The organism is Phocaeicola massiliensis B84634 = Timone 84634 = DSM 17679 = JCM 13223, from assembly GCF_000382445.1.
In the GTDB taxonomy this organism is placed as follows: domain Bacteria; phylum Bacteroidota; class Bacteroidia; order Bacteroidales; family Bacteroidaceae; genus Phocaeicola; species Phocaeicola massiliensis.
This window is the reverse complement of the sequence record NZ_KB905472.1, coordinates 1,453,545-1,476,690: the sequence shown is the minus strand read 5'-3', so window position 1 is coordinate 1,476,690 and position 23,146 is coordinate 1,453,545. Positions and strand designations below refer to the sequence as shown.

Annotated in this window: 21 protein-coding genes; 11 read left to right on the top strand and 10 right to left on the bottom strand. The window is 38.4% G+C overall.

Annotated elements, in window-relative coordinates:
- Positions 1-15: 15 nt before the first annotated feature.
- On the bottom strand, positions 16-426 hold the full coding sequence (locus tag HMPREF1534_RS0118900) for a hypothetical protein (protein ID WP_018452844.1): 411 nt from the start codon (positions 424-426) through the stop codon (positions 16-18).
- 357 nt (positions 427-783) lie between these two features.
- Here HMPREF1534_RS0118900 and uxaC point away from each other — a divergent pair, with 357 nt between their 5' ends.
- Together uxaC and HMPREF1534_RS12760 are read left to right on the top strand one after the other, a co-directional pair.
- Positions 784-2,190 carry a glucuronate isomerase gene (gene uxaC / locus HMPREF1534_RS12755; RefSeq protein ID WP_005938586.1) on the top strand — a complete coding sequence of 469 codons (1,407 nt, stop codon included), beginning with the start codon at positions 784-786 and terminating at the stop codon, positions 2,188-2,190.
- A gap of 255 nt (positions 2,191-2,445) precedes the next feature.
- Complete coding sequence (locus HMPREF1534_RS12760) at positions 2,446-2,751, top strand: hypothetical protein (protein ID WP_005938584.1); 306 nt, start codon at positions 2,446-2,448, stop codon at positions 2,749-2,751.
- Positions 2,752-2,826: 75 nt separating this feature from the next.
- Here HMPREF1534_RS12760 and HMPREF1534_RS12765 read toward each other — a convergent pair whose 3' ends face one another.
- Positions 2,827-3,291, bottom strand: a complete 465-nt coding sequence (locus tag HMPREF1534_RS12765; RefSeq protein WP_005938582.1) for a TspO/MBR family protein — start codon at positions 3,289-3,291, stop codon at positions 2,827-2,829.
- A gap of 266 nt (positions 3,292-3,557) precedes the next feature.
- On the opposite strand from HMPREF1534_RS12765, the gene HMPREF1534_RS12770 reads away from it, so the two are divergent.
- On the top strand, positions 3,558-3,776 hold the full coding sequence (locus tag HMPREF1534_RS12770; RefSeq protein WP_005938580.1) for a winged helix-turn-helix domain-containing protein: 219 nt from the start codon (positions 3,558-3,560) through the stop codon (positions 3,774-3,776).
- A 50-nt stretch (positions 3,777-3,826) separates the two neighbouring features.
- Here the strand turns inward: HMPREF1534_RS12770 and HMPREF1534_RS12775 are convergent, their stop codons facing one another.
- From HMPREF1534_RS12775 to HMPREF1534_RS12795, 5 genes are all read right to left on the bottom strand, one after another.
- A complete protein-coding gene (locus HMPREF1534_RS12775; protein ID WP_005938578.1) occupies positions 3,827-4,375 on the bottom strand; it encodes a sugar O-acetyltransferase in 549 nt (182 codons plus the stop codon).
- Positions 4,368-5,288, bottom strand: a complete 921-nt coding sequence (locus HMPREF1534_RS12780; RefSeq protein WP_005938574.1) for a DMT family transporter — start codon at positions 5,286-5,288, stop codon at positions 4,368-4,370. Before HMPREF1534_RS12780 ends, HMPREF1534_RS12775 begins: the two co-directional genes overlap by 8 nt.
- A gap of 128 nt (positions 5,289-5,416) precedes the next feature.
- Complete coding sequence (locus HMPREF1534_RS12785; protein ID WP_005938571.1) at positions 5,417-6,256, bottom strand: glycine betaine ABC transporter substrate-binding protein; 840 nt, start codon at positions 6,254-6,256, stop codon at positions 5,417-5,419.
- A 2-nt stretch (positions 6,257-6,258) separates the two neighbouring features.
- On the bottom strand, positions 6,259-7,083 hold the full coding sequence (locus HMPREF1534_RS12790) for an ABC transporter permease (RefSeq protein ID WP_005938568.1): 825 nt from the start codon (positions 7,081-7,083) through the stop codon (positions 6,259-6,261).
- Complete coding sequence (locus HMPREF1534_RS12795; RefSeq protein ID WP_005938565.1) at positions 7,080-8,306, bottom strand: quaternary amine ABC transporter ATP-binding protein; 1,227 nt, start codon at positions 8,304-8,306, stop codon at positions 7,080-7,082. The genes HMPREF1534_RS12790 and HMPREF1534_RS12795 overlap by 4 nt, the downstream gene beginning before the upstream one ends.
- A 171-nt stretch (positions 8,307-8,477) precedes the next feature.
- Here HMPREF1534_RS12795 and HMPREF1534_RS12800 point away from each other — a divergent pair, with 171 nt between their 5' ends.
- The 7 genes from HMPREF1534_RS12800 (at position 8,478) to HMPREF1534_RS12825 (ending at position 17,229) form a co-directional block, all read left to right on the top strand.
- Complete coding sequence (locus HMPREF1534_RS12800) at positions 8,478-9,821, top strand: sigma-54-dependent transcriptional regulator (RefSeq protein ID WP_005938563.1); 1,344 nt, start codon at positions 8,478-8,480, stop codon at positions 9,819-9,821.
- 26 nt (positions 9,822-9,847) lie between these two features.
- Positions 9,848-11,392 carry a sulfatase-like hydrolase/transferase gene (locus HMPREF1534_RS12805; protein ID WP_005938560.1) on the top strand — a complete coding sequence of 515 codons (1,545 nt, stop codon included), beginning with the start codon at positions 9,848-9,850 and terminating at the stop codon, positions 11,390-11,392.
- A 398-nt stretch (positions 11,393-11,790) separates the two neighbouring features.
- Positions 11,791-11,871: a potassium-transporting ATPase subunit F gene (locus HMPREF1534_RS19715; protein ID WP_074783379.1), complete on the top strand. Its 81-nt coding sequence runs from the start codon at positions 11,791-11,793 to the stop codon at positions 11,869-11,871.
- Positions 11,872-11,897: 26 nt separating this feature from the next.
- Complete coding sequence (kdpA, locus tag HMPREF1534_RS12810) at positions 11,898-13,604, top strand: potassium-transporting ATPase subunit KdpA (RefSeq protein WP_005841245.1); 1,707 nt, start codon at positions 11,898-11,900, stop codon at positions 13,602-13,604.
- Between the two features lie 33 nt (positions 13,605-13,637).
- Positions 13,638-15,671: a potassium-transporting ATPase subunit KdpB gene (gene kdpB, locus HMPREF1534_RS12815; protein ID WP_005852468.1), complete on the top strand. Its 2,034-nt coding sequence runs from the start codon at positions 13,638-13,640 to the stop codon at positions 15,669-15,671.
- 13 nt (positions 15,672-15,684) lie between these two features.
- Positions 15,685-16,254: a K(+)-transporting ATPase subunit C gene (locus HMPREF1534_RS12820; RefSeq protein ID WP_005938554.1), complete on the top strand. Its 570-nt coding sequence runs from the start codon at positions 15,685-15,687 to the stop codon at positions 16,252-16,254.
- Positions 16,255-16,527: 273 nt separating this feature from the next.
- Positions 16,528-17,229 (top strand): hypothetical protein, encoded by a 702-nt coding sequence (locus HMPREF1534_RS12825; RefSeq protein WP_005841238.1) that lies wholly within the window; start codon positions 16,528-16,530, stop codon positions 17,227-17,229.
- Positions 17,230-17,497: 268 nt separating this feature from the next.
- Here HMPREF1534_RS12825 and HMPREF1534_RS12830 read toward each other — a convergent pair whose 3' ends face one another.
- The 3 genes from HMPREF1534_RS12830 to HMPREF1534_RS12840 all read right to left on the bottom strand — a co-directional run bounded on the left by HMPREF1534_RS12830 (position 17,498) and on the right by HMPREF1534_RS12840 (position 20,517).
- Positions 17,498-18,187: an HAD family hydrolase gene (locus tag HMPREF1534_RS12830; protein ID WP_005938550.1), complete on the bottom strand. Its 690-nt coding sequence runs from the start codon at positions 18,185-18,187 to the stop codon at positions 17,498-17,500.
- Between the two features lie 36 nt (positions 18,188-18,223).
- Positions 18,224-18,859 (bottom strand): chloramphenicol acetyltransferase, encoded by a 636-nt coding sequence (locus HMPREF1534_RS12835; RefSeq protein ID WP_005938547.1) that lies wholly within the window; start codon positions 18,857-18,859, stop codon positions 18,224-18,226.
- A gap of 311 nt (positions 18,860-19,170) precedes the next feature.
- Positions 19,171-20,517 carry an ACT domain-containing protein gene (locus HMPREF1534_RS12840; RefSeq protein WP_005938544.1) on the bottom strand — a complete coding sequence of 449 codons (1,347 nt, stop codon included), beginning with the start codon at positions 20,515-20,517 and terminating at the stop codon, positions 19,171-19,173.
- Positions 20,518-20,877: 360 nt separating this feature from the next.
- Between HMPREF1534_RS12840 and HMPREF1534_RS12845 the strand changes: the two genes are divergently transcribed.
- Positions 20,878-23,130, top strand: coding sequence for a bifunctional alpha,alpha-trehalose-phosphate synthase (UDP-forming)/trehalose-phosphatase (locus HMPREF1534_RS12845; protein ID WP_005938541.1), 2,253 nt, complete (start codon positions 20,878-20,880; stop codon positions 23,128-23,130).
- The last annotated feature ends 16 nt before the right edge of the window (positions 23,131-23,146 follow it).

Here is a 23,146-nt window from a genome sequence, read left to right as displayed (position 1 = left end):
CTTTGATAATTATCATTAACGAATTAGAACGGTAGGATAATAGTCCTGAATAGCATCTAAAATGGCTTTAACATTAACATTATGTCCTTTAATCTCAAAAAAATTATGATAAATTTTATCCTCAGAATATCTTACTATAATAGATCTTATTTCTTCATTCTTTGACATTTTTCTCTCTATTTCTGTGATATTAGCCAATGGGAATTTCCTTGTTTTTCCCAATCCGGGGTTATATATAAAATAGTTTGGCGTAATAGTGTAAGTAAAATGACCGGCCAAGAATGTAATGATAGCATAAATCAGCCATATAATTCCTAATTCATACTTTTTTGTCATACCTACATATATTATTGCAAATATAAGGATGAAAGCTATCGGTATCCATACCCACAAAGGTTGCTTGGTTCTGAATTCGTATTTTTCCATTTTATTTCGTATTTGATTTAAGCAAAAATAGGGAGATTAGGTTAAATAACCAAACTTCCCCATAGAAATTATTTACACCTTGTAAAGGTTATGATAATTAATGGTATATTCATAGTACTACATAACAGCATTAAGTGATAATATTTCTTTATTTACTATTCAAACAGTAATCATTTAAAATATTTAAATATCAGCTGAAATATACGAATCATTTTGCTATTTCAAATAAAACTTCTAACTTCGTGTTCGATAACAGTTGATAACTTTAAATAAACGTTCTTGTATATCTTTTCAAATACCATGCTTGGATACAGGTTAAAATAGACAACAATTATATAGATATTAAAAAGACTACTTATGAAAAACTTTATGGATGAAAACTTTTTGCTTCAGACAGAAACAGCACAGAAATTATATCACGAACATGCAGCTAAAATGCCCATTATTGATTATCACTGTCATCTTATTCCTCAAATGGTAGCCGATGATTATCAGTTCAAGTCACTGACCGAAATCTGGCTGGGAGGTGATCACTATAAGTGGCGTGCCATGCGTACCAACGGAGTGGACGAACGTTATTGTACCGGTAAAGAGACCTCTGATTGGGAGAAATTTGAGAAATGGGCTGAAACAGTTCCATATACTTTTCGCAATCCACTGTATCATTGGACCCATTTGGAATTAAAAACGGCTTTTGGTATTGATAAAATATTAAATCCGAAAACTGCCCGCGAAATTTATGAGGAATGTAATGAGAAACTGCAACAACCAGAATACTCTGCACGTGGTATGATGCGCCGTTATCATGTAGAAACGGTTTGTACAACTGATGATCCTGTTGACTCTTTGGAATATCATATTAAAACACGTGAAAGTGGTTTCGAAATAAAAATGCTTCCTACATGGCGTCCTGACAAAACTATGGCAGTAGAGGTTCCTAGTGATTTTCGCACATATATGGAAAAGCTATCGGCAGTGAGCGGTGTTACTATTTCTTCTTTTGATGATATGGTCTCGGCCTTGCACAAACGCCATGATTTCTTTGCAGAACAAGGCTGCAAATTATCTGACCATGGCATTGAAGAATTCTATGCTGAAAATTATACCGATGCTGAAATTAAAACTATTTTTAATAAAGTATATAGCGGACAGGTATTGACAAAAGAAGAAATATTGAAATTCAAATCTGCCATGTTAGTTATATTGGGCGAAATGGATTGGGAGAAAGGTTGGACTCAGCAGTTTCATTATGGTGCTATCCGTAACAATAACACCAAGATGTTCAAGCTCCTCGGTCCTGATACCGGTTTTGACTCGATCGGTGAATTTACTACGGCTAAGGCAATGGCAAAATTTCTTGATCGCCTGAATATGGAAGGAAAACTGACTAAGACTATTCTTTATAATTTGAATCCTTGTGCTAATGAAGTTATTGCTACTATGGTAGGGAATTTCCAAGATGGAACTATTCCGGGCAAAATTCAGTTTGGTTCAGGATGGTGGTTCCTAGACCAGAAAGATGGTATGGAAAAGCAGATAAATGCATTATCATTATTAGGACTATTAAGTCGTTTTGTAGGTATGTTGACAGATTCACGTTCTTTCCTATCCTACCCTCGTCATGAATATTTCCGTCGCACTTTGTGTAACTTATTAGGCAATGATATAGAAAACGGTGAAATACCCGTATGCGAAATGGAACGCGTTAATCAGATGGTAGAAGACATTGCATATAACAACGCAAAGAAATTTTTTCAATTTTAATAAAGCAACCTTTGATGAGTCACTGATGGTTACTGTTGCCATCAGTGACTTTTTTAGTTTTATAGGAAATCACTCCACACTTGATATGTGGAATTATTCTACAATTTTGTAGAGCTAAAATCATTTTTCCACACTTCCTTCAAAAGCATACATATAATTAAGCACCTTATTATCAATATATTATTAATATCTTCAAAACTTTGGCACGCAACTTGCTTATATATCGACAACAAATTAATTTAAAAACGAGAAATAATGAAAAAGGTATTAGTTTTATTAGCAGTGGTATTAGGATTAGGCACGTCAGTTGTATTCGCAGAAGGTGTAAAAGATGCAAAGAAGGAACAAACTGTAAAGAAATCTCCCGATTTTATTGAAATCTATATGAATGATGTTCCCGAAACGATCATGGATACTTTGGCATGTGAAGGTGCCATGATAAAACAGGCATTTTTATCCTATGGTGCTGATGGAAGCAGAATCTATAAAGTGATTATCTTGACTAGTAGTTTGGAAGAAACTACTAGATACTTCAGTGAAGATGGAAAAGTGATAAGATAATTTTTTAGTTAGTATGTAGAATGATGATGGTTCCGGCTTGTGATAAGTCGGAACCTTTCTTATAATATATACATATCAATTATATAGCATTATATATCCATTCAGATATGTGGCAAGTAGTAGCCACAATATATAAGGAATAAATAATAAGGAGCTCATCTTCTTTATTGAATAACTTTTCATCATATAATATATGACAAATATATCAAGAAGTAGTATATCTATAAATCCCAGAAACGGATTTTGAAAGTAGAAAAAGTAAATACTCCATGTAAAATTAAGTAATAGTTGAAAACTAAAAAGCCATCTCAATATTTTCCTTTTTCTATGTTTAGTATTCCATATTAGTCCTATCGATATCCCCATACAAAAATAAAGTATGCTCCACACAATAGGAAATATAAAATTAGGAGGAGTTAATAATGGTTTATTTAAGAATGGATACCATGTTTGAATAGCATCAACCTGGAAATATGAAGCCATGACTCCCACACTAAAACAAATTATTACCGCTACAAGTACTGGTATTATTTTATTCATTATTGATTATTTTGTTTTATGCAATAACAAATAAAATTCTGTTTTGCTTAATAAAGACAGATAAGATTTTTGTAAAAGGGACTTATCATCTCTATCAATAACACTACTAAATGAGAAATGATGAAATCTAAAAGAAAATAATGTTAAATTATAACGTCATTTAAATGAAATTTATATATAAAATTTAGCTTTTTACATGATAAAATGCTATTTTCACGACAAATAACTAAGCATTCTATTATTAACCTATTTAATGAAAGTTCAAAATGAATAAGAATTTAATTGGCTTAAATGCCGGAAAAGTTTGGCAGCTTCTAAATAATAATAAACGATGGAGCTATTCTGAATTGAAGGAGGCGGTCGGATTGTCTGATAGAGATTTAAATGCCGCCATTGGCTGGTTGGCTCGTGAAGATAAAATTGATTTTGAAACCGAAGGTGGGAACGATCGATTGTTTTTATGTGTAAATGTGTATATCGGATAATAAAGTAAAGAGAATGGATCATAGATTATGGTACCATTCTCTGTTTAATCTCAATTTAAATTCTTAATAACTTTAGCCGGATTACCTACGGCAATAGAATCATCCGGGATATCTTTTGTAACAACACTACCGGCTCCAATAATGCATCGGTTTCCAATAGTTACTCCCGGACAGATAATAGCTCCTCCTATCCAACAGTCTTCACCGATTGTTATAGGATAAGCATATTCTTTGGTTTCTCTTCTTGCAATATAATCAATAGGATGGTGTGGAGTATATAATTGTACGTTGGGGCCGATAAGGGTGTGGGCACCGATAGTTATATATCCTCCATCCAAAAAAGTACAATTAGAATTGACAAATACATGTTCTCCCAATTTGATACCGGTGCCATGGTCACAATAAAAAGGCGGACAAATGATGGAAGTAATAGGGATATTCGGCACCAATTCTTCTAATATTTGACGAAAATCTTCATCATAAATAGTCATTGTTCTCATCTTGGCCAATAACTTTTTGGCATGGATAAAACTAGCTTGTATTTCTGGCTTTTCCATATCAGCCAATTCACTTTTACGCATTTTATCTATTTCATTCATATACTTTGGATTTTGTACTAAATGTAAAGGATATTTTTCTTTCTGCCAAATATACGCCACATAATATAAGGAAACAACCGGATAATGCTATTACAGTAATCTTCTCATTTATAATTATGGCTGAGGTAAGTAATGTTACCAGTGGAACGATATAAATGTAGCTAGTACTTTGTACCGCACCCAGTTCTTTTACACAAGCATTCCAAGAGATAAAACAAAACATGGAAGCAATGATACCCAAGAAGAATAGATTACCCCAAACGACAGGTTGTAGCATCAAGGAAATATCCCAATGCAATGGACGAAATAAAAAAACAGGCAATATTGTCATTATTCCATAAAAAAAGACTTTTCGAGTAATAAATGCTGTAGAATACCGACTATCTAACTGTTTAATAATAAGGCAGTAGAAAGCCCACATTAGAGTTGCTATTAATGATAGGAAATCTCCCAATGGATTTATCTTGAGAATAAAACTACCATTGAAAACTACCAGTCCTACTCCTATTAATGCCATAAATGAGCCATAAAATAAATGTCGCGTAAAGGATTCATTTCTTTTAAAAAGATATGATAAGAAAGCTGTCAGGATGGGTGACGTGCAAACAATTAATGATACATTGGAAGCAAGTGTGATACCCAGTGCTGTATTTTCAGTAAGAAAATATATAGTTCCTCCACACAGTCCGGCTAAAAGTAATAAAAACTCATCCTTAATACTATTGGCAAAAAACTTCTTGCGGGAGATGCTCCACATACAGATATAAGCCAAAACAAAACGGTAAAAGAATATCTCTGAAGGAGTCAAGCCATTTTGAATGAGAATCTTAGTGGAAACAAAAGTCGTTCCCCAGATAATTACAGTTACGATAGCTATAAGATGAAAAATCAATCTCGATTTAGTTGCATTCATGTTTCATATCATATTTTATAATAATGCAAAGATAGAGATAAAAACAATTCGTTCTAATGTAGATTGCATAAAAAAATATTCTTGCTATTATTTAAAATAAAGGTATCTGGTATCTCTCCGAAAAAGAATTAATTTGGTATCCAGGAATCTACCAAACTTTGATGTTCTTTTACCCACTTTTCTGCCCCTTCTTTCTCATTATATTCATTTTGCGAGACATCATTCAGCAGACTACTGATTTCATCTGTGGTCATGTGTATATTACCTATTAACTCTGCCACAAACGGATGCTGTTTGCCAAAGCCTTTTCGGGCAATGGCAGTAATTATTTCCACCTTTCCGAAAATACCTTTCGGATCTTCCAGAAATTTAAGTTTAAAGCGGGTAAACATCCAGTGAGGAGTCCATCCGGTCACTACGATCCATTGGTGCTCATCAATGGCACGCTTCAGGACGGCAGTCATGGCAGGACCGCTTGATTCTAACAATTTATAGTTGAGCTTATACTTCTCTATCGCCAAATCGGTGGCATGCATAATACCTGCCCCTGCATCAATGCCGATAATCTCCCCTTTAAATTTCTCACGGTTGGCATTCAATTGCTCAATGGAATTCATGGATACATAATCCGGTACTACCAATCCGATGCGGGCATTCCGATAAATCTCGCCAAGGATTTCCAGATTCTTGCCATACTGTTTCATATAATCTGCTTGTGTGGCAGGCAACCACGCATCCATCAGCAAATCCACTTTTCCGCGAGCCATGGTAGCATAGATGGGTGCAGGGTCGGCATTCTTCAGTATCACCCGATAACCCTGCTGTTCCAAAATCACTTCCACCAAATGGGTCAGGGCAATGCCATCATCCCAGTTTATGTATCCTATGCTGATTGTTTTATTATCCTTCTTTCCGCTGCACGATGTGAGCAGCAAAAGGAAAGATAAAAAATAAAAGATTCTTTTCATGTTTATTTTCCTTTCTTTTGTTTTCCAAATCCTTGTGTAATGCGGTCTAGAATAATGGCAAGAATAACCACTGCTATCCCCCCTTCAAATCCTAGACCGATTTTCATTTGTGTGATGCCTTTCAATACGATTTCTCCCAAACCGCCAGCCGCAATCATGGCTGCAATTACCACCATCGAGAGTGACATCAGGATGGTTTGATTGATACCTGTCATGATGGTGGGTAATGCTAAAGGCAATTGTACTTTGAACAATAGCTGTGTGGGAGTTGCTCCGAAAGAGCGGGATGCCTCGACTACGTTTTTGGGGACTTGCTTAATGCCCAAACTAGTTAAACGTACCACCGGAGGCGTAGCAAAGATGATAGTTGCAAATGCTCCAGGCACAGTGCCCAATCCCAAAAAGAGGACAGCGGGAATCAGGTAAACAAAAGCAGGCATTGTCTGCATCAAGTCGAGAATAGGATGCAGAATTTTATCGCATCGTTGACTATTGGCACTCCAAATTCCGAGAGGAAGCCCAATAATCAGAGCAATAATGGTGGACGACAATACCAATGCCAGTGTCTGCATCGTTTCATTCCAAAATCCCATACTCCAAATAAGTAATAACCCGAAGACGGTAAACACCCCTACTCCTTTCCCCGATTTATACCAAGCAAGAAGAGTCAGCAGCACAATAGTTATATAAAAAGGAATCCACATCAATACATTTTGAAATCCGTCAATGAACCCGCCTATCCCGACATTAATTGCATCAAAAAAAAGTGTAAAGTTTTCGGTCAACCAATTGATTGCCATTTCTATATATTTTCCGATATTTATCATAATTCGATTGCGTTTTGAATAAGTTCGTTAATTTCGTTTTTATCTTTTCCGGTCATCTCTACTACAATGGATGAGAGAGGAACCAATCCTTTTAATTCACGTTCTTCATTAACCACATAGATGGGGGAATTGGTTTTGGTAATCAATGGAAGTAAGTCTTCTATTTTAGTATCTTCTGTAACGGAATGTACTTCACTCAGTACAGCAGTTTGGATGGATTTTATCCCTTTATGTCGGAGAATAGCAGTGTCTTCCAATGTGATTTCTCCAATCAATTTATCATTTTCATCTATCACCGGAAGTACGGTAATATCTCTTTCTTTCATTTTCCGAATCAAGACTTCAGGTCCTTCTTTACGCAGACGAGCGACTGCCGGACGAGTTATCATAATGCTTCCTGCCGTGATAATCTTACTTCGGTCTACATTTTCAACAAAACGTGCTACATAATCATTAGCAGGTTCAGTCAGGATTTCTTCAGAAGTTCCCACTTGCACTATTTCCCCATCCTTCATGATAGCAATACGGTCTCCCAATTTAATGGCTTCATTCAAATCGTGAGTAATAAAAATAATCGTTTTTTTCATCTTAGACTGTATGGTTAGCATTTCATCCTGCATCTGCACGCGGATTAAGGGGTCGAGTGCGGAAAAAGCTTCGTCCATAAGTAATACTTCAGGATTATTTGCTAATGCACGTGCTAGTCCCACCCGTTGCTGCATACCTCCCGACAATTGTCCCACCATTTGATTCTGGTAACCTTTCAGTCCGACGATTTCCATGCTTTTCATTGCTTGCTTTTCACGTTCCTGTTTGGAAACACCTTGCAACTCCAATCCGAAGGCTATGTTGCTCAACACACTGCGATGAGGAAGCAAGCCAAAGTTTTGAAACACCATAGAAATCTCGTGGCGCCGCATATCCAACAATTCTTTATCAGACATTGTGGTAATATTCTTGCCATTGATAAGGATTTGTCCTTTCGTGGGCTTTATCAACCGATTGATGCAACGAAGCAGTGTTGATTTTCCACTGCCCGACAATCCCATTATAACAAAGAACTCGCCTTCATGGATATCTAAATTTGCGTCTTTTACAGCGATGGTGCAATCAGTAGTTTTTAATATTTCATTTTTACTTTTTCCTTCTTTCAACATCCGAAGGGCTTTTTGTTTTTCCGAACCGAAAATAAGATATAAGTTTTTAATTTCTATTTTATTCATTGTTTATATAGAGTTTAAATTAATAAGAATAGGGCAGGTGAAGAGGTATAAAGAAGTAGCTTCCGTTTTATTTAACGAAAGAATATATAAAATTGTTCATCGGACATTTTTTTTAATAATCTTTTGTGAGACGCTATTTTGTTCTATCTTTGTGAAACAAATAAAATGGAAATGGATAGTATTTTGATAATTGACGACGAACCGCAGATACGAAAACTCCTTTCACGGATGATGGAACTAGAAGGCTATGAGGTCTTTCAAGCAACTGATTGCCAATCGACTTTAAAACAATTGAAACTGCACACTCCTCAAGTGGCATTGTGTGATGTCTTTTTGCCTGATGGTCACGGAGTCGATTTGGTTCTTACTATGAAAAAGCTCTATCCCGAGCTGGAAATCATTTTATTAACAGCTCACGGAAACATTCCTGATGGAGTGCAGGCGATTAAGAACGGGGCTTTCGACTATATCACCAAGGGAGACGATAACAATAAGATTATTCCTGTCGTTAGTCGCGCCATGGAGCAAGCTAAAAAGAATATAGGAGAAAAAGCAAAACCGGAAGAAGCGCATACCTATTCTTTTGAAACCATTAAAGGTAAGTCGAACTGCATGCAACAAACTGTCGCTTTAGCCCAGAAAGTGGCAGCGACTGATGTCACAGTATTGCTTACCGGAGAAACCGGAACAGGAAAAGAAGTCTTCGCGCAAGCTATCCATCGTAATAGCCTTCGTAAAGAGAATGCTTTTGTGGCGATAAATTGTTCCGCCTTTAGTAAAGATTTGCTTGAAAGCGAGATATTCGGCCATAAAGCCGGTTCATTTACCGGAGCGATGAAAGATAAGAAAGGTTTATTTGAAGTTGCTAATAATGGCACTATCTTTCTAGATGAAATAGGTGAAATGGCATTTGAATTGCAAGCTAAATTACTCCGTGTGCTTGAATCAGGAGAATATATAAAAATAGGAGACACGAAGCCCACGAAAGTAAATGTTCGTATTATCTCCGCCACCAATCGTGATTTGAAAAAAGAAATAGAACAAGGCAATTTCCGTGAAGACCTTTATTATCGCCTTTCCGTTTTTCAGATACATCTTCCTCCCCTCCGTGAACGTAAAGAAGATATCGAAATCTTAGCGAGAACTTTTATCCGGCTTTTTTCAAATAAACTGGGAAAACAAGTGGAAGGAATGACTCCGGAGTTCTTGACAGCTTTGAAAGCAGCTGATTGGAGAGGGAATATTCGTGAGTTGCGTAATGTGATAGAGCGCAGTATGATTATTTGTGATAAACAATTAACTTTGCAAGACCTTCCCATTGAAATACAAAACAGCCAGCAAGAAGAGCTTACTAGCAAAAATTATTCAGAATTTGAACTGGCTGCTATGGAAAAACATCACATCACTAAAGTTCTGCAATATACTAAAGGAAATAAGACTGAAGCCTCGCGTTTATTGAAAATAGGCCTGACCACGCTTTATCGTAAGATAGAAGAATACGGTATAAGCCTTTAATGAAAAACACTTAAAACTATTATGATATGAAATTATTCAGTTACACTCTAGGCCTGATGGCAAGTGCATTTTCGCCAACGGTTGCGATGACTGCAAACTTACAGCCCCAACAAGAACAGAAGGATAAACACCCCAATGTTATTTTGATAGTTGCCGATGATTTGGGATATGGTGACTTAAGCTGTTATGGTGCTCATCGCCTCCAAACTCCCGGAATGGATCGCATTGCCAATGAAGGCATTCGCTTCACACAAGGATTTTGTACAGCAGCAACTTCTACTCCCAGTCGTTATTCGGTAATGACCGGTAAATACCCTTGGAGCAATGTCGATGCTAAAATCCTTCCCGGAAATGCAGCCTTAATTATTGATACTCAAAAAATAACCTTTCCTAAACTGATGAAGCAGGCAGGTTATGTTACAGGTTCGGTCGGTAAATGGCATATCGGATTGGGAGACGGAAATGTAGATTGGAATAAAGAGGTCAGTCCCGGTGCAGCAGAAATCGGATATGATTATTCCTTTATTCAAGCAGCTACCAATGACCGCGTGCCCTGTGTTTTTCTTGAAAATGGAAAAGTCGTAGGGCTAGATCCTAATGATCCTCTTTATGTAAATTATCGGAAGAATTTTCCTGGTGAACCCACTGGAAAGAATAACCCTGAGCTACTTCGTATGCATCCTAGTGTAGGTCATGCAGGGTCTATTGTAAATGGAGTGCCTCGCATCGGTTTTCAGAAGGGAGGAAAAGCTGCTCAGTGGAAAGACGAAGAGATGGCAGAATTGTTCTTGAATAAAGCCAAGCAATTTGTAAATATCAACAAAGAGAAATCATTCTTTTTATATTATGGACTTCATCAACCACACGTGCCTCGTGTTCCAAACGAACGTTTTGTAGGGAAATCGGGTATGGGGCCTCGTGGAGATGCTATTTTGGAAGCAGACTGGTGTGTAAGTGAGTTTTTGAAAGAATTAGATAAGTTGGGATTAACGGAAAATACTATCGTGATTTTTACTAGCGATAATGGTCCGGTACTTGATGACGGATACAAAGATCAAGCAGAAGAGCTGGTAGGTGACCACAAGATTGCAGGTCCGTTACGTGGTGGTAAAACCAGTATGTTTGATGGCGGAACACGAATTCCGTTTATGCTACGTTGGCCGGCTCAGGTAAAACCGCAGGTTTCCGATGCCTTTATTTGTCAAATGGATTTGTTAGCATCATTCGCCGCATTATTGGGGCAGACTTATCCTGATCAATTGGACAGCGAAAATACATTAGATGCTTTTTTGGGTAAGAGTCAAGAAGGGCGTAAAGAATTGGTTATTGAAGGAATGTTTAATTATGCATACCGCCAAGGTGATTGGGCATTGATTCCTCCTTATTATAATCCATACAGTAAAGAAGATGGTGAATTTATCGGTTTAGGATACGGATATAAATTGTATAATCTGAAAGAAGATATTAGCCAGCAAAATAATTTAGCAGAGAAATACCCTGAATTATTAGGAAAATTAATCAACCGCTTTGAATATTTGAAAGGACATACAGATAAAGTGACTCGTTATTAAATTCTCTTTCTTATTAAAAAATGAAATGCCTCCCGAAAGTCAGATAAAAAACTTTCGGGGGGCATTTCATTTTGGCACACCTTCATCTTTTATTCAATATCTTCCTGTTTTGATATTGATCTCTTTTCATTTTGAAAAGGTATACTCCTCTCCTTTTACTTCCTGATTTATTGCATTATTCTGTTTTACAAGTATATACATTACATGTTTTTTCTTTGGCACACTATTGGCATATAACGTGACAGTTAACAATAGTATTAATTAAAAAAAAGGAATTATGGATTTATTTTCAATCGGATTTGTAGTTTGTACCTTGAGCGGCATAGCTTGCTTTTGGCTTTTCTTTAAATGCATAGACTGGTTCGAGAAGATCTAAAAAAAGAAAGGAGAAACAAGTTATGTACACAGCATTATTTGTAGTTAGTTTGATTATGTTCGGCTATATGATGTATGTTCTCATCAAGCCGGAGAAGTTTTAAAAAAGTAAGTTAAGAAATAAAGAGTTATGAATACTGAAGTTTTAGGTGTTATAGCGCAAATTGTCTTAATGGTAGTGCTCAGCTATCCTTTGGGCAAATATATCGCTAAAGTTTATAAAGGTGAAAAGACTTGGTCGGATTTTATGAAGCCCGTTGAACGGGTTATGTTCAAACTGAGTGGTATCAATCCCAATGAGGAGATGAACTGGAAACAGTTTTTGAGAGCCTTGCTGGTGGTAAATCTATTTTGGTTCCTTTGGGGGATGGTACTGTTGGTTACACAAGGTGTGCTACCGCTTAACCCGGATGGAAATGTCGGTCAGACTGCGCATCAGGCATTCAATACTTGTATCAGTTTCATGGTGAACTGCAACTTGCAACATTATAGCGGTGAAAGTGGGCTGACTTATTTTACTCAGCTATTCGTCATCATGCTCTTTCAGTTTATTACTGCCGCTACCGGTATGGCTGCCATGGCAGGTATAATGAAAGCGCTGGCTGCAAAGACTACTCAGACTATTGGCAATTTCTGGAACTATTTGGTATTAAGTTGTACCCGTGTCCTGTTGCCTCTTTCATTGGTCGTAGGCTTTATCCTGATTGTGCAAGGAACTCCGATGGGCTTTGACGGAAAAATGAAGGTGACCACCATGGAAGGAGCTACACAATATGTATCACAAGGCCCTACGGCGGCTATTGTCCCTATCAAACAATTGGGTACTAATGGTGGTGGTTATTTTGGTGTAAACTCTTCTCATCCATTGGAGAACCCTACCTATTTTGCCAATATGGTGGAATGTTGGTCTATCCTTATCATACCTATGGCGATGGCATTTGCATTCGGTTTCTATCTGAAACGTAAAAAATTGGGTTATAGTATATATGGTGTCATGCTGTTTGCCTATCTGGTAGGAGTTTGTATCAATGTGAGTCAGGAGATGGGTGGTAATCCACGTATTGACGAAATGGGGATAGCGCAGGATAATGGCGCGATGGAAGGTAAAGAAATACGTTTGGGCTCGGCCGCCACTGCTTTGTGGAGTATTACTACTACGGTTACTTCCAATGGTTCTGTCAATGGTATGCACGATTCAACAATGCCGCTTTCGGGTATGATGGAAATGCTGAACATGCAGATCAACACATGGTTTGGCGGTGTAGGTGTGGGATGGATGAACTACTTTACATTTATTATTATCGCCGTGTTCATCAGTGGGTTGATGGTAGGCCGTACACCGGAGTTCCTTGGTCATAAAGTAGAAGCACGTGAAATGAAGATTGCTTCCATTGTGGCACTACTTCATCCGTTTATCATTTTAGTTGGTACGGCATTGGCTGCTTATCTGTTTGTTCATGCGCCTGCATTTGTGGAAAGTGAAGGTGGCTGGCTGAACAATCCCGGATATCATGGTCTGAGTGAAATGCTTTATGAATACACCTCGTGTGCCGCCAATAATGGTTCCGGTTTTGAAGGACTGGGTGATAACACATGGTTTTGGAACTACTCTTGTGGTATTGTGCTGATATTAGGACGTTTTGTCCCGATTGTAGGTCAAGTGGCCATAGCAGGTATTCTGGCTAAGAAAAAATTTATTCCCGAAAGCGCCGGCACATTGCAAACCGATACAGTGACATTCGGTGTGATGACATTTGCGGTTATTTTTATTGTTGCCGCACTATCATTCTTCCCGGTACATGCATTAAGCACTATTGCCGAGCATTTGAGTTTATAATTCTGATAACAGACAACGATATTAATAGAAGATATGAAAGATAATAAATCAGCTTCTTTATTTCAGAAGGAGCAAGTTATTGACAGCATAAAACAATCATTCGTGAAGTTGAATCCGCGAGTGATGATTAAGAATCCGATTATGTTCACGGTAGAGGTTTGTACAGCTATTATGTTCTTGGTGATGCTCTACTCTATCGTTAATGATTCACAAGGCTCATTTATTTATAATTTATGGGTTTTCGTAATCCTGTTCATCACCTTGTTATTTGCTAATTTTGCTGAAGCTATTGCCGAAGCGCGCGGAAAAGCACAAGCCGATAGCCTGAGGAAGACTCGTGAGGAAACCCCTGCCAAATTGATTGTGAACGGGACTTTGAAAACTGTCAGTAGTTCCCGGTTAAAGAAAGGTGATATTTTTGTATGCGAGGCAGGAGATGTAATTCCTGCCGATGGCGAGATCATCGAAGGACTGGCGTCTATTGACGAAAGTGCCATCACAGGCGAATCCGCTCCTGTAATCCGTGAAGCAGGCGGTGACAAGAGTTCAGTAACAGGAGGTACAAAAGTATTGTCCGATCAGATAAAAGTAATGGTAAGCACCCAGCCGGGTGAAAGTTTCCTGGATAAGATGATTGCATTGGTGGAAGGCGCATCCCGCCAGAAAACACCGAATGAAATTGCATTGACTATCCTGTTGGCAGCATTTACATTGGTCTTTGTCATTGTGTGTATCACCCTTAAACCGTTTGCCGATTATACGGGAACTGTCATTACCATTGCTTCTTTTCTGTCCTTGTTTGTCTGCCTCATTCCTACCACTATCGGAGGATTGCTTTCGGCTATCGGTATCGCCGGGATGGATCGTGCTTTGCGTGCCAATGTCATAACCAAATCGGGTAAAGCAGTGGAAACAGCCGGAGACATAGATACGTTGCTTCTTGATAAAACAGGAACAATAACTATAGGAAACCGTAAAGCTACCCGTTTTTATCCGGCTCAGGGAGTGGATGAACATGCTTTCATCGAAGCCTGCCTGCTCTCATCTGTATCTGATGATACTCCGGAAGGCAAATCTATTATTGAACTGGGACGTGAATCGGGTTTACGGATGCGTAATTTGAATACCGATGGTGCTCATATGATAAAATTTACCGCCGAAACCAAATGCTCGGGTATTAACTTGAAGGATGGAACAGAAATCCGTAAAGGTGCATTTGATGCGATCCGCAAGATAGCCTTGTCTGCCGGAAACCCTTTCCCAAAAGAAACGGAAGATATCATTCAAACCATTACAAGTAATGGAGGTACTCCATTGGTGGTAAGTGTCAATAAGAAAATTGCCGGAGTAATAGAATTGCAGGATATCATAAAACCGGGTATTCAGGAACGTTTTGAACGTTTACGCAAGATGGGGGTAAAAACAGTCATGGTGACGGGAGATAACCCATTGACCGCCAAATATATTGCAGAGAAAGCCGGAGTAGACGACTTCATAGCCGAGGCTAAACCGGAGGATAAGATGGAGTATATCAAGAAAGAGCAGGCTGCCGGCAAACTGGTTGCCATGATGGGTGACGGAACAAATGATGCTCCTGCCCTTGCCCAAGCTAATGTGGGGGTTGCCATGAATAGCGGTACACAGGCTGCCAAGGAAGCAGGGAATATGGTGGATTTGGATAATGATCCTACCAAGCTGATAGAGATTGTCGAGATAGGTAAACAATTGCTGATGACACGTGGTACACTGACCACTTTCTCCATAGCCAATGATGTGGCCAAATATTTTGCCATTGTTCCTGCATTGTTCATGCTTTCCATTCCGGAACTGGCTGCATTGAATATTATGGGGCTGCATAGCCCTGAGAGTGCTATCTTGTCTGCGGTTATATTCAATGCCGTCATTATTCCTATTCTGATTCCGCTGGCATTGAAAGGAGTTCAATACAAACCGATAGGAGCTTCCGCCTTGCTTCGTCGTAATCTTTTGATATATGGCATAGGTGGTGTTATTGCTCCTTTTGTGGGTATTAAATTAATAGATTTAGTAGTAGGATTATTCTTTTAACAAGTAAACGACAATGAAAAATTTTATAAAGTCATTCAGACTGACCTTAGTCTTTTGTGTGTTTTTCTCAGTATGCTATATACTAGTCTTATGGATTTTCGCTCAGTTTGCCGGACCTAATTCCGGCAATGCCGAGGTGGTGGAACTTAACGGAAAAGTGGTAGGTGCAGCCAATGTGGGACAATCATTTACGGAAGATATCTATTTCTGGGGACGTCCTTCATGTGCCGGTGAAGGTTATGATGCGGCTAGTTCAGCCGGTAGCAATAAAGGTCCTACCAATGAGGAGTATCTGGCTGAAGTAGAAGCGCGGATTGATACATTTTTAAAGCATCATCCTTACTTGAGCCGTAAGGAAGTACCTGCCGAAATGGTCACAGCCAGCGGTTCCGGGCTGGATCCTGACATCACTCCGGCCTGCGCATACGTGCAGGTACAACGTGTGGCTAAAGCTCGCGGAATGAGTGAGGAAACTGTAAAAGCTATTGTAGATAAAGCTGTGGAAAAACCGTTTATGGGCATATTCGGAACAGAGAAGGTGAATGTGTTAAAACTGAATGCTGCTTTAGAAAAGGCAAAATAATAAAAAATATATAGTCATTAAATTAGGAAGATGTGCGTCATGAAAAAGAGAAGTTTCCTGGATACCGAGAGTCTGTCGGCTCTAGAAGCTGTGGCTATCATTGTATTGTTCTTTGCTTTGATAACATGGATTCTTGATCTTTGACGTGCATCACCCTATTGAATGATGCATCTTGATTCAGAAAAACTCAAAATGGATATTTCCTTTCAGACAATAAGAAGGAAATAGTAGAAATATGTAAAACACGAATATTGATTAGTTTAATTTTTTAAGATGAAAAAGAATTTGAAAAAAGTGGTCTTGGTGCTGGCTTTACTGTTGCCTGGAGTGATAAAAGCACAAGAATTTAACGTAACGGCTAAGGCGGATTTTGTAAGTGATTACATTTGGCGTGGCGCTTACCAGAATTCAGGATTTTCTGTACAGCCTACATTAGGATTATCTTACGGCAATCTTTCTTTGTCTGCTTGGGGGAGTCAGAGCCTGACCAAGACAGACGGTGCACAAGAGTTTGACATCAATTTGAGTTATACCATTGGCGGTTTAGGTATTACAGTGACCGACTATTGGTGGAATGGCATCACCATGCCCTACGGGGATTATAAACATGATCATCATTTTGAAGGAACATTAGCTTATAATTTCGGCGAGAACTTTCCTCTGACCTTGAGTTGGTCTACCATGTTTGCGGGAGGAGACGATAACAAAGACGGTGATCGTGCTTATTCCACTTATATCAATGCTTCTTATAATATTGCTTGCCCGGCAGAAATTACGCTCACTCCTTCCGTTGGTTTCACTCCTTGGAAAGGAATGTATGATGCTGATGGTGCTGCTTTTACAGATATTGCTCTAAAAGCTTCCAAGAACATTAATATTACAGATCATTTTTCTTTGCCTTTGTTTGTACAGGCTATTGTTTCGCCCTCATTTGACAAAACTTATCTGATAGCCGGATTAAGTATTGGGTTTTAAATATGTGATTTTTTTAACAAAAGGAAGTGTCAAAACGAAACCGGACTATCCAATCGTCAACTGTAGGGGCAGGGTTTGCCTGCCCGAAGACACAAAGCAAACTGTTTTCGGGCGAGCGAACCTCGCCCCTACGAACGAAACGACAGCATTATCCACGTTTTGACAACCCTTTTTTGTTGTATAGAGTGACTTATCCTTTTTTGAGTCTTGCCGGACGTGGTATTTTTGTTCAAAGAGTTACCACGTGGAGAATGGAGTATGGCAAAAACTAAAGATAGTTTTGTATCTCTTTAATGTTATTCAACTTAATAAAGTGGGAGTGCGTTACTTCTCCTTCGTATTGTTCGTGTGCCCAAGTGACATGATGAGGTACATAGGCTGCATAACCTCCGAGTTCCAATATGGGAATAATATCCGACTTTATCGAATTACCTATCATCAGTAAATTTTCTGCCTTACACCCTAAATGATCAAGCAATCTTTTATAATCCGCATTTTTCTTGTCGCTCATTATTTCTATGTGGCAAAAGTATTCTTGTAATCCGGACGCAGAAATCTTTCTTTTTTGATCGAACAAATCACCTTTGGTGGCCAATACTAATTTATAATTTTCGTGCAAGGCTGATATGACTTCTTGCACACCGTCCAATAATGTGATTGGTCTTTGCAGAAGTTCCTGACCTGAACGGAGGATTTCTTTTACGAGATTGAGGTCTCCTTCTCCATTAATAACTTTGCAAATGGTTTCAATCATGCAAAGCAGCATTCCTTTCAGTCCATAACCATAGATATGCAGATTTTTTATTTCTGTCTTGAACAATTCTTCTGATACGGAAGGAGCCGGTGAATATTTCCTCAGAAGATGACAAAATTTGTGTTCCAACTCTTGAAAATAAAGTTCATTTTCCCAAAGAGTGTCATCGGCATCAAAAGCGATAAATTCTATTTTATTTTTCATGTTTTATTATTAGAATAGGAAGAGAGAGCAATCATATCATAATGTATTATTTTGTCCGTCTTTTACGTTCTGTATAAATTCAGCAACATTTCGTCCATCCACCAAGCCATGGTGGACACTGATGGATATAGGAAGCAAAAGTTTCTTTTTTTCTTGTATCAGCTTACCTGTGGAAATTTTGGGTATAGAATCTCCTGTTTGAATTGAACCGGCATGTTTCATCTCGGAAAAGGCAAACCAGGGCAGAGCCGAATAACGGATGACATCCGCTCTTGCTGTGTCCTTGGAAAAAGAAAGTCCGGTACTGTTTTTTACTCTATGTATTTCCTTTTCTGCATTTTCAATAAATAAGGAAAGATCTGTGTCATACTCAAAAAATCCAAAGCCGAAAGTTCCGTCCTCTCTTCCGATAGTGGGCGAAATATTGATTTTATCATATTCTACTACTTCTCCGTTTTCTATACGTAATTTGAATGCAGTAGTCGCATTGATACATTTCAATAGGAAGTGCACAGAATAAAGAAAAAAAGAAACTTCCATATTTTTACTTTGTTGATATATGCTTGTGAAATCAACAGTCGTGGTAATTCCCCAAAAAGGGTCATCGAGAGCCGAGAAGAATTTAAAATGCTCTTTTCTATTCCAATTGTCCAGATTAATAACTCGCTTCATTTTCTATTTACTCTGTTTTTCTTTTATGTGTATTATTTCTGTTACAACTATTTTAACGATAAAACGTATTGTTGCAAATATACAAAAAGTATTTTAACAGAGATGTTCTTTGTTTGCTTTAAATCCATTTTATTATCTCCTGTTCTGTATTAAAGTTAAGAATGGATAACAGCAACTATTTTAAAAGGTTATTCAGGACTGGTAATCAACCATATGTCTGTTTTGTTTATAAGGGAAAGAATTATTTAATCAAAAACAAAAGCAACAAATACCTGTCGGGCAAATTTGTTGCTTCTGTTTATTCAGGAAGGTCACATGACAAAAGAGTCTTGTAATTGAGTTTGTTTTATTACATCAAATTTTTCTGATGGAATATCCAGAAAGGCTTTGCACAGTGTCATTAATGCCTTTTCTCTATCTTGTTCCCGTACCAGCACTGAAAGATTGTGAGTACTGCTGCCGTATGAAATCATACATACCGGCATCTCTTTCAGCGTTTCTATAATTCTGGCTTCCAACCCTGTATGCTTTTCCCAATTTAGATCGCCAATAACGCTGACCACAGACATTTCTGTTTCCATTCCTATTTCCGCATACTTATGTAATTCACGATATATCAGGCGTAATGTGTCGTTGCTACATTTCACAGCCAATGAAACACTCACATTAGAGGAAGTCGCTAAATAGACAGGAACCTTATATTTCTCGAACACATCAAATACTTTGCCTATAAATAGATAAGAAGTAAGAACCCCCAACGAACGAAGTTTGACAAAGACCACACCTCTGCGTGAAACAGCAGCTTTTACTTTTGTTCCTGTTTTTTCTGATGATATCCGTAATGTATCTTCCGGTGTTTTTATCAATACAATGGCCATACCGACGGTGCGCGCCAGCGGAATACATTCCGGATGAAGCAATGCAATGCCGCTATCAATAAAATTCTCGGCTTCACCGTATGTAAGAGTCCGAGTATGTTCCATACCTCGGAAACAAATTTCATCAGAACGTAAGGATGTTATAATTTCATCCGCATGGAATACAGCCCCGATAACAGTGGCATAATACTCATTTCCTATTTGTGGGAAGAAATCCACTTCATCATATGCATTTTTACACAAACGGCTTTGGGTAATAAGAATGGGAACATCGGGACAGTCTTTCATCAGTTCTTCTACATTTTTTTTCACATACTTTATATCCGGTTTCCGATCAAGCCCTAGTCGCATGAAATGACATGAGTTCAAGATGAAGTTCTTTTTCGTACATTCTTCTAAATAATGTGACAGAATAAGAGAGGATATCATTGCTCCGTGAGCCATAATCTCATGATCGTCAATGATGTTCGGATTTTCATTACATAAACGGGAAATTTGATTGATGTGTACTTTTATTTCTTTGGCAGCTTCTGCTTTCTGCATTTCGGAGGAAAGAAGATTGTCCAGCCAATTTCCACAATCATTCTCGAAATCCTGCAATTGATTCATAACCTTTTCGATATCGAGATGGAATAAAGAAATAGAAACAGCTTGCAGCTTTTGGGCAATGCCGGTAAAAGTGTCGAGCACTATAATAGAACGTTCGTTCATACTAATTGCTTCAGTCCGATGTTTCAGTTCGGCAGCAGATTTAATATTTTCTAAATTATATACTTTCATTTTTGTATTGCATTTTATTCTTTTGGAGTTTCTTTTTCATTTTAACAGGCAAATTTCCATATTGGAAAGCTATATTCTTACTAGTTTCATCTTTATTAATTTGTTAATCAGTTGTTTATTATTGTTTGCTCGCTACCTTTTCTATAAGTTGATAGCGTTATACTCTATATAAATCAAAATCGATGCCATTACAAAAATTGCACTTTTATCTTTCGGCTATTTCATTTCCCATTTTAGAAAAAAGGCTTTCATATTGAAAAAGTATAAACTAATCAACAAGTATATACCATATTGATAATAAGATATTTAAGTTGGTGGTATGACTTTTGTCATCTAACTGAAAAAAAGAATTACATAAAAATGAAATTGTATATCATATCAAACAGACTGCCCGTGAAGGCTGTCGCAGAAAAAGATACCTTTGTTTTCTCACGTAGTGAAGGAGGTCTGACAACGGGCCTAAATTCCCTACAAGGCAATTACGAGAAACATTGGGTGGGGTGGCCCGGAATCTGTACAGACAAAGAGGAAGAAAAACAGGATATCTGTCACCGGTTGGAGGAAATGAATCTCCATCCCATATTTTTATCCGATGAGCAATATAAGAACTATTATGAGGGATACAGTAACAGTACCCTGTGGCCTTTATGCCACTATTTCTTTGCCTATACATTATATAGAAAGAGTTTCTGGCAATCTTACCAAGAGGTTAACGCTTTGTTTTGTCGGGAAATCATCCGCCTTGTGGAACCGGATGATTGGGTCTGGGTACAAGATTATCAGTTGATGTTACTTCCGGAAATGCTCCGCCAAGAGCTTCCCCGGTTGCATATCGGCTATTTCCATCACATTCCGTTTCCATCTTATGAGTTATTCCGAATTCTGCCTGAACGTGCCGAAATACTGAAAGGATTGTTAGGAGCCGATTTTATCGCATTTCATACACATGACTATATGCGTCATTTCATCAGCGCGGCCGAACGGGTACTCCATATGGATTTCAGTTTGGATGAAACCCGGATAGGCAGTCGCATTGTGCGCGTTGATGCACTTCCGATGGGGATAAATTATGACCTTTACCACAATGTGTCACAACAAAAAAATGTTTGGAAAGCTATAGAACGAACCCGTCTCTTGTTTGGCAAACATAAACTTATCCTATCGGTAGACCGTTTGGATTATAGTAAAGGTATTTTGCACCGTCTTTATGGATTTGCCTCTTTTTTGGAACACCATCCCGAATATCATGGCAAGGTAACACTGGCTATGGTCATAGTTCCTTCACGTGATCATGTAGGCAGTTATGCCGAATTGAAAACCCGGATTGACGAGGAAATAGGTTCTATCAACGGACGATATTCTACAATGAACTGGACTCCGGTCTGCTATTTTTATCATGGTTTTTCATTCGAAGAATTGGCTGCCATGTATTTTATAGCTGATATTGCATTAGTCACTCCTTTGCGTGACGGAATGAACTTGGTTGCCAAAGAGTATGTTGCTGTCAAGCAAGACAATCCCGGTGTATTGGTTTTAAGTGAAATGGCCGGTGCCGCTGTGGAACTGACCGACGCCTTACTGGTTAATCCCAATGATACGGAGCAGATAGAAAATGCCATTTGCCGGGCATTGGAAATGCCGTTTGAAGAACAGAAAGAACGGATGCACCGTATGCAGTCTATTGTATCCGTACAGACTGTCAATAAATGGGCTGCCGATTTTGTAAATGAATGGCAGGAAGTGGCACATAAAAACAAAACCATGCTTCTTAAGAAGATAGGATCACAGAATATGCAGGAAATTCAGCATCAATACTTACATGCTAAAAAGCGTTTGATTTTATTGGATTATGACGGGACGCTGGTTCCTTTTCAGAAAAGGCCGGAAGATGCCTCTCCTACTCCGCAATTGCTGGATACATTGCAGAAACTGACTGCCGACCCCTTGAATCATGTGGTAATAAACAGCGGACGTGACCATTTTACTTTAGAGAAATGGTTGGGTGCACTGCCTCTTTCCTTTGCAGCCGAACATGTGGCCTTTTATAAAGAGAATGGTGTATGGCACAAGAATGTACACGCGCAGGAATGGAGCCCCGGATTGCTTTCTATATTAAAATTATTTGTCAGCAAGACTCCTCGCTCCCATCTTGAAGTCAAAGAAACGGCACTTGCCTGGCATTATCGTGAGGCCGATGCATGGTTGGGCAGATTACGTGCACAACAGTTGGTCAATTCCTTGATATCTATTTGCTTGAAACAGAATTTGCAAATCATGCAAGGTAATAAGGTGATAGAAATAAAATCTCCCGAATTTACCAAAGGTTCAGAAGTAAACAGGCTTTTGCTTGCCACCCGATATGATTTTATCCTGGCAATGGGAGATGATACCACGGATGATGATATGTTTAAAGCCCTGCCTGTTACTGCTGTGACTGTAAAGATTGGTACAGCATCCGAGAGTGCACGTTACAATCTGCCCGTACAGACAGACACCTTGCCGTTTTTACAACGGCTGACAGATAAAAGCGTGGTGAAAGCAGCCTTGAAAAGTGGTTTGAAAGGGCAGCTATCATCGGCTATAGATTTTTTAAAACGGATAATAAACCACTAACATTACAAAAAAATAA

What these genes read in the sequence shown, in the direction of transcription:
- uxaC (WP_005938586.1), top strand. Translation starts at nt 784, where the DNA reads ATGAAAAACTTTATGGATGAAAACTTTTTGCTTCAGACAGAAACAGCA.
- HMPREF1534_RS12795 (WP_005938565.1), bottom strand. Translation starts at nt 8,306, where the DNA reads ATGAATAAAATAGAAATTAAAAACTTATATCTTATTTTCGGTTCGGAA.
- HMPREF1534_RS12820 (WP_005938554.1), top strand. Translation starts at nt 15,685, where the DNA reads ATGAAAAATTTTATAAAGTCATTCAGACTGACCTTAGTCTTTTGTGTG.
- HMPREF1534_RS12760 (WP_005938584.1), top strand. Translation starts at nt 2,446, where the DNA reads ATGAAAAAGGTATTAGTTTTATTAGCAGTGGTATTAGGATTAGGCACG.
- HMPREF1534_RS12785 (WP_005938571.1), bottom strand. Translation starts at nt 6,256, where the DNA reads ATGAAAAGAATCTTTTATTTTTTATCTTTCCTTTTGCTGCTCACATCG.
- HMPREF1534_RS12830 (WP_005938550.1), bottom strand. Translation starts at nt 18,187, where the DNA reads ATGAAAAATAAAATAGAATTTATCGCTTTTGATGCCGATGACACTCTT.
- HMPREF1534_RS12835 (WP_005938547.1), bottom strand. Translation starts at nt 18,859, where the DNA reads ATGAAGCGAGTTATTAATCTGGACAATTGGAATAGAAAAGAGCATTTT.
- HMPREF1534_RS12765 (WP_005938582.1), bottom strand. Translation starts at nt 3,291, where the DNA reads ATGAATAAAATAATACCAGTACTTGTAGCGGTAATAATTTGTTTTAGT.
- HMPREF1534_RS12775 (WP_005938578.1), bottom strand. Translation starts at nt 4,375, where the DNA reads ATGAATGAAATAGATAAAATGCGTAAAAGTGAATTGGCTGATATGGAA.
- HMPREF1534_RS12840 (WP_005938544.1), bottom strand. Translation starts at nt 20,517, where the DNA reads ATGAAAGTATATAATTTAGAAAATATTAAATCTGCTGCCGAACTGAAA.
- kdpA (WP_005841245.1), top strand. Translation starts at nt 11,898, where the DNA reads ATGAATACTGAAGTTTTAGGTGTTATAGCGCAAATTGTCTTAATGGTA.
- kdpB (WP_005852468.1), top strand. Translation starts at nt 13,638, where the DNA reads ATGAAAGATAATAAATCAGCTTCTTTATTTCAGAAGGAGCAAGTTATT.
- HMPREF1534_RS12825 (WP_005841238.1), top strand. Translation starts at nt 16,528, where the DNA reads ATGAAAAAGAATTTGAAAAAAGTGGTCTTGGTGCTGGCTTTACTGTTG.
- HMPREF1534_RS0118900 (WP_018452844.1), bottom strand. Translation starts at nt 426, where the DNA reads ATGGAAAAATACGAATTCAGAACCAAGCAACCTTTGTGGGTATGGATA.
- HMPREF1534_RS12805 (WP_005938560.1), top strand. Translation starts at nt 9,848, where the DNA reads ATGAAATTATTCAGTTACACTCTAGGCCTGATGGCAAGTGCATTTTCG.
- HMPREF1534_RS12770 (WP_005938580.1), top strand. Translation starts at nt 3,558, where the DNA reads ATGAATAAGAATTTAATTGGCTTAAATGCCGGAAAAGTTTGGCAGCTT.
- HMPREF1534_RS12790 (WP_005938568.1), bottom strand. Translation starts at nt 7,083, where the DNA reads ATGATAAATATCGGAAAATATATAGAAATGGCAATCAATTGGTTGACC.
- HMPREF1534_RS19715 (WP_074783379.1), top strand. Translation starts at nt 11,791, where the DNA reads ATGTACACAGCATTATTTGTAGTTAGTTTGATTATGTTCGGCTATATG.
- HMPREF1534_RS12845 (WP_005938541.1), top strand. Translation starts at nt 20,878, where the DNA reads ATGAAATTGTATATCATATCAAACAGACTGCCCGTGAAGGCTGTCGCA.
- HMPREF1534_RS12800 (WP_005938563.1), top strand. Translation starts at nt 8,478, where the DNA reads ATGGATAGTATTTTGATAATTGACGACGAACCGCAGATACGAAAACTC.
- HMPREF1534_RS12780 (WP_005938574.1), bottom strand. Translation starts at nt 5,288, where the DNA reads ATGAATGCAACTAAATCGAGATTGATTTTTCATCTTATAGCTATCGTA.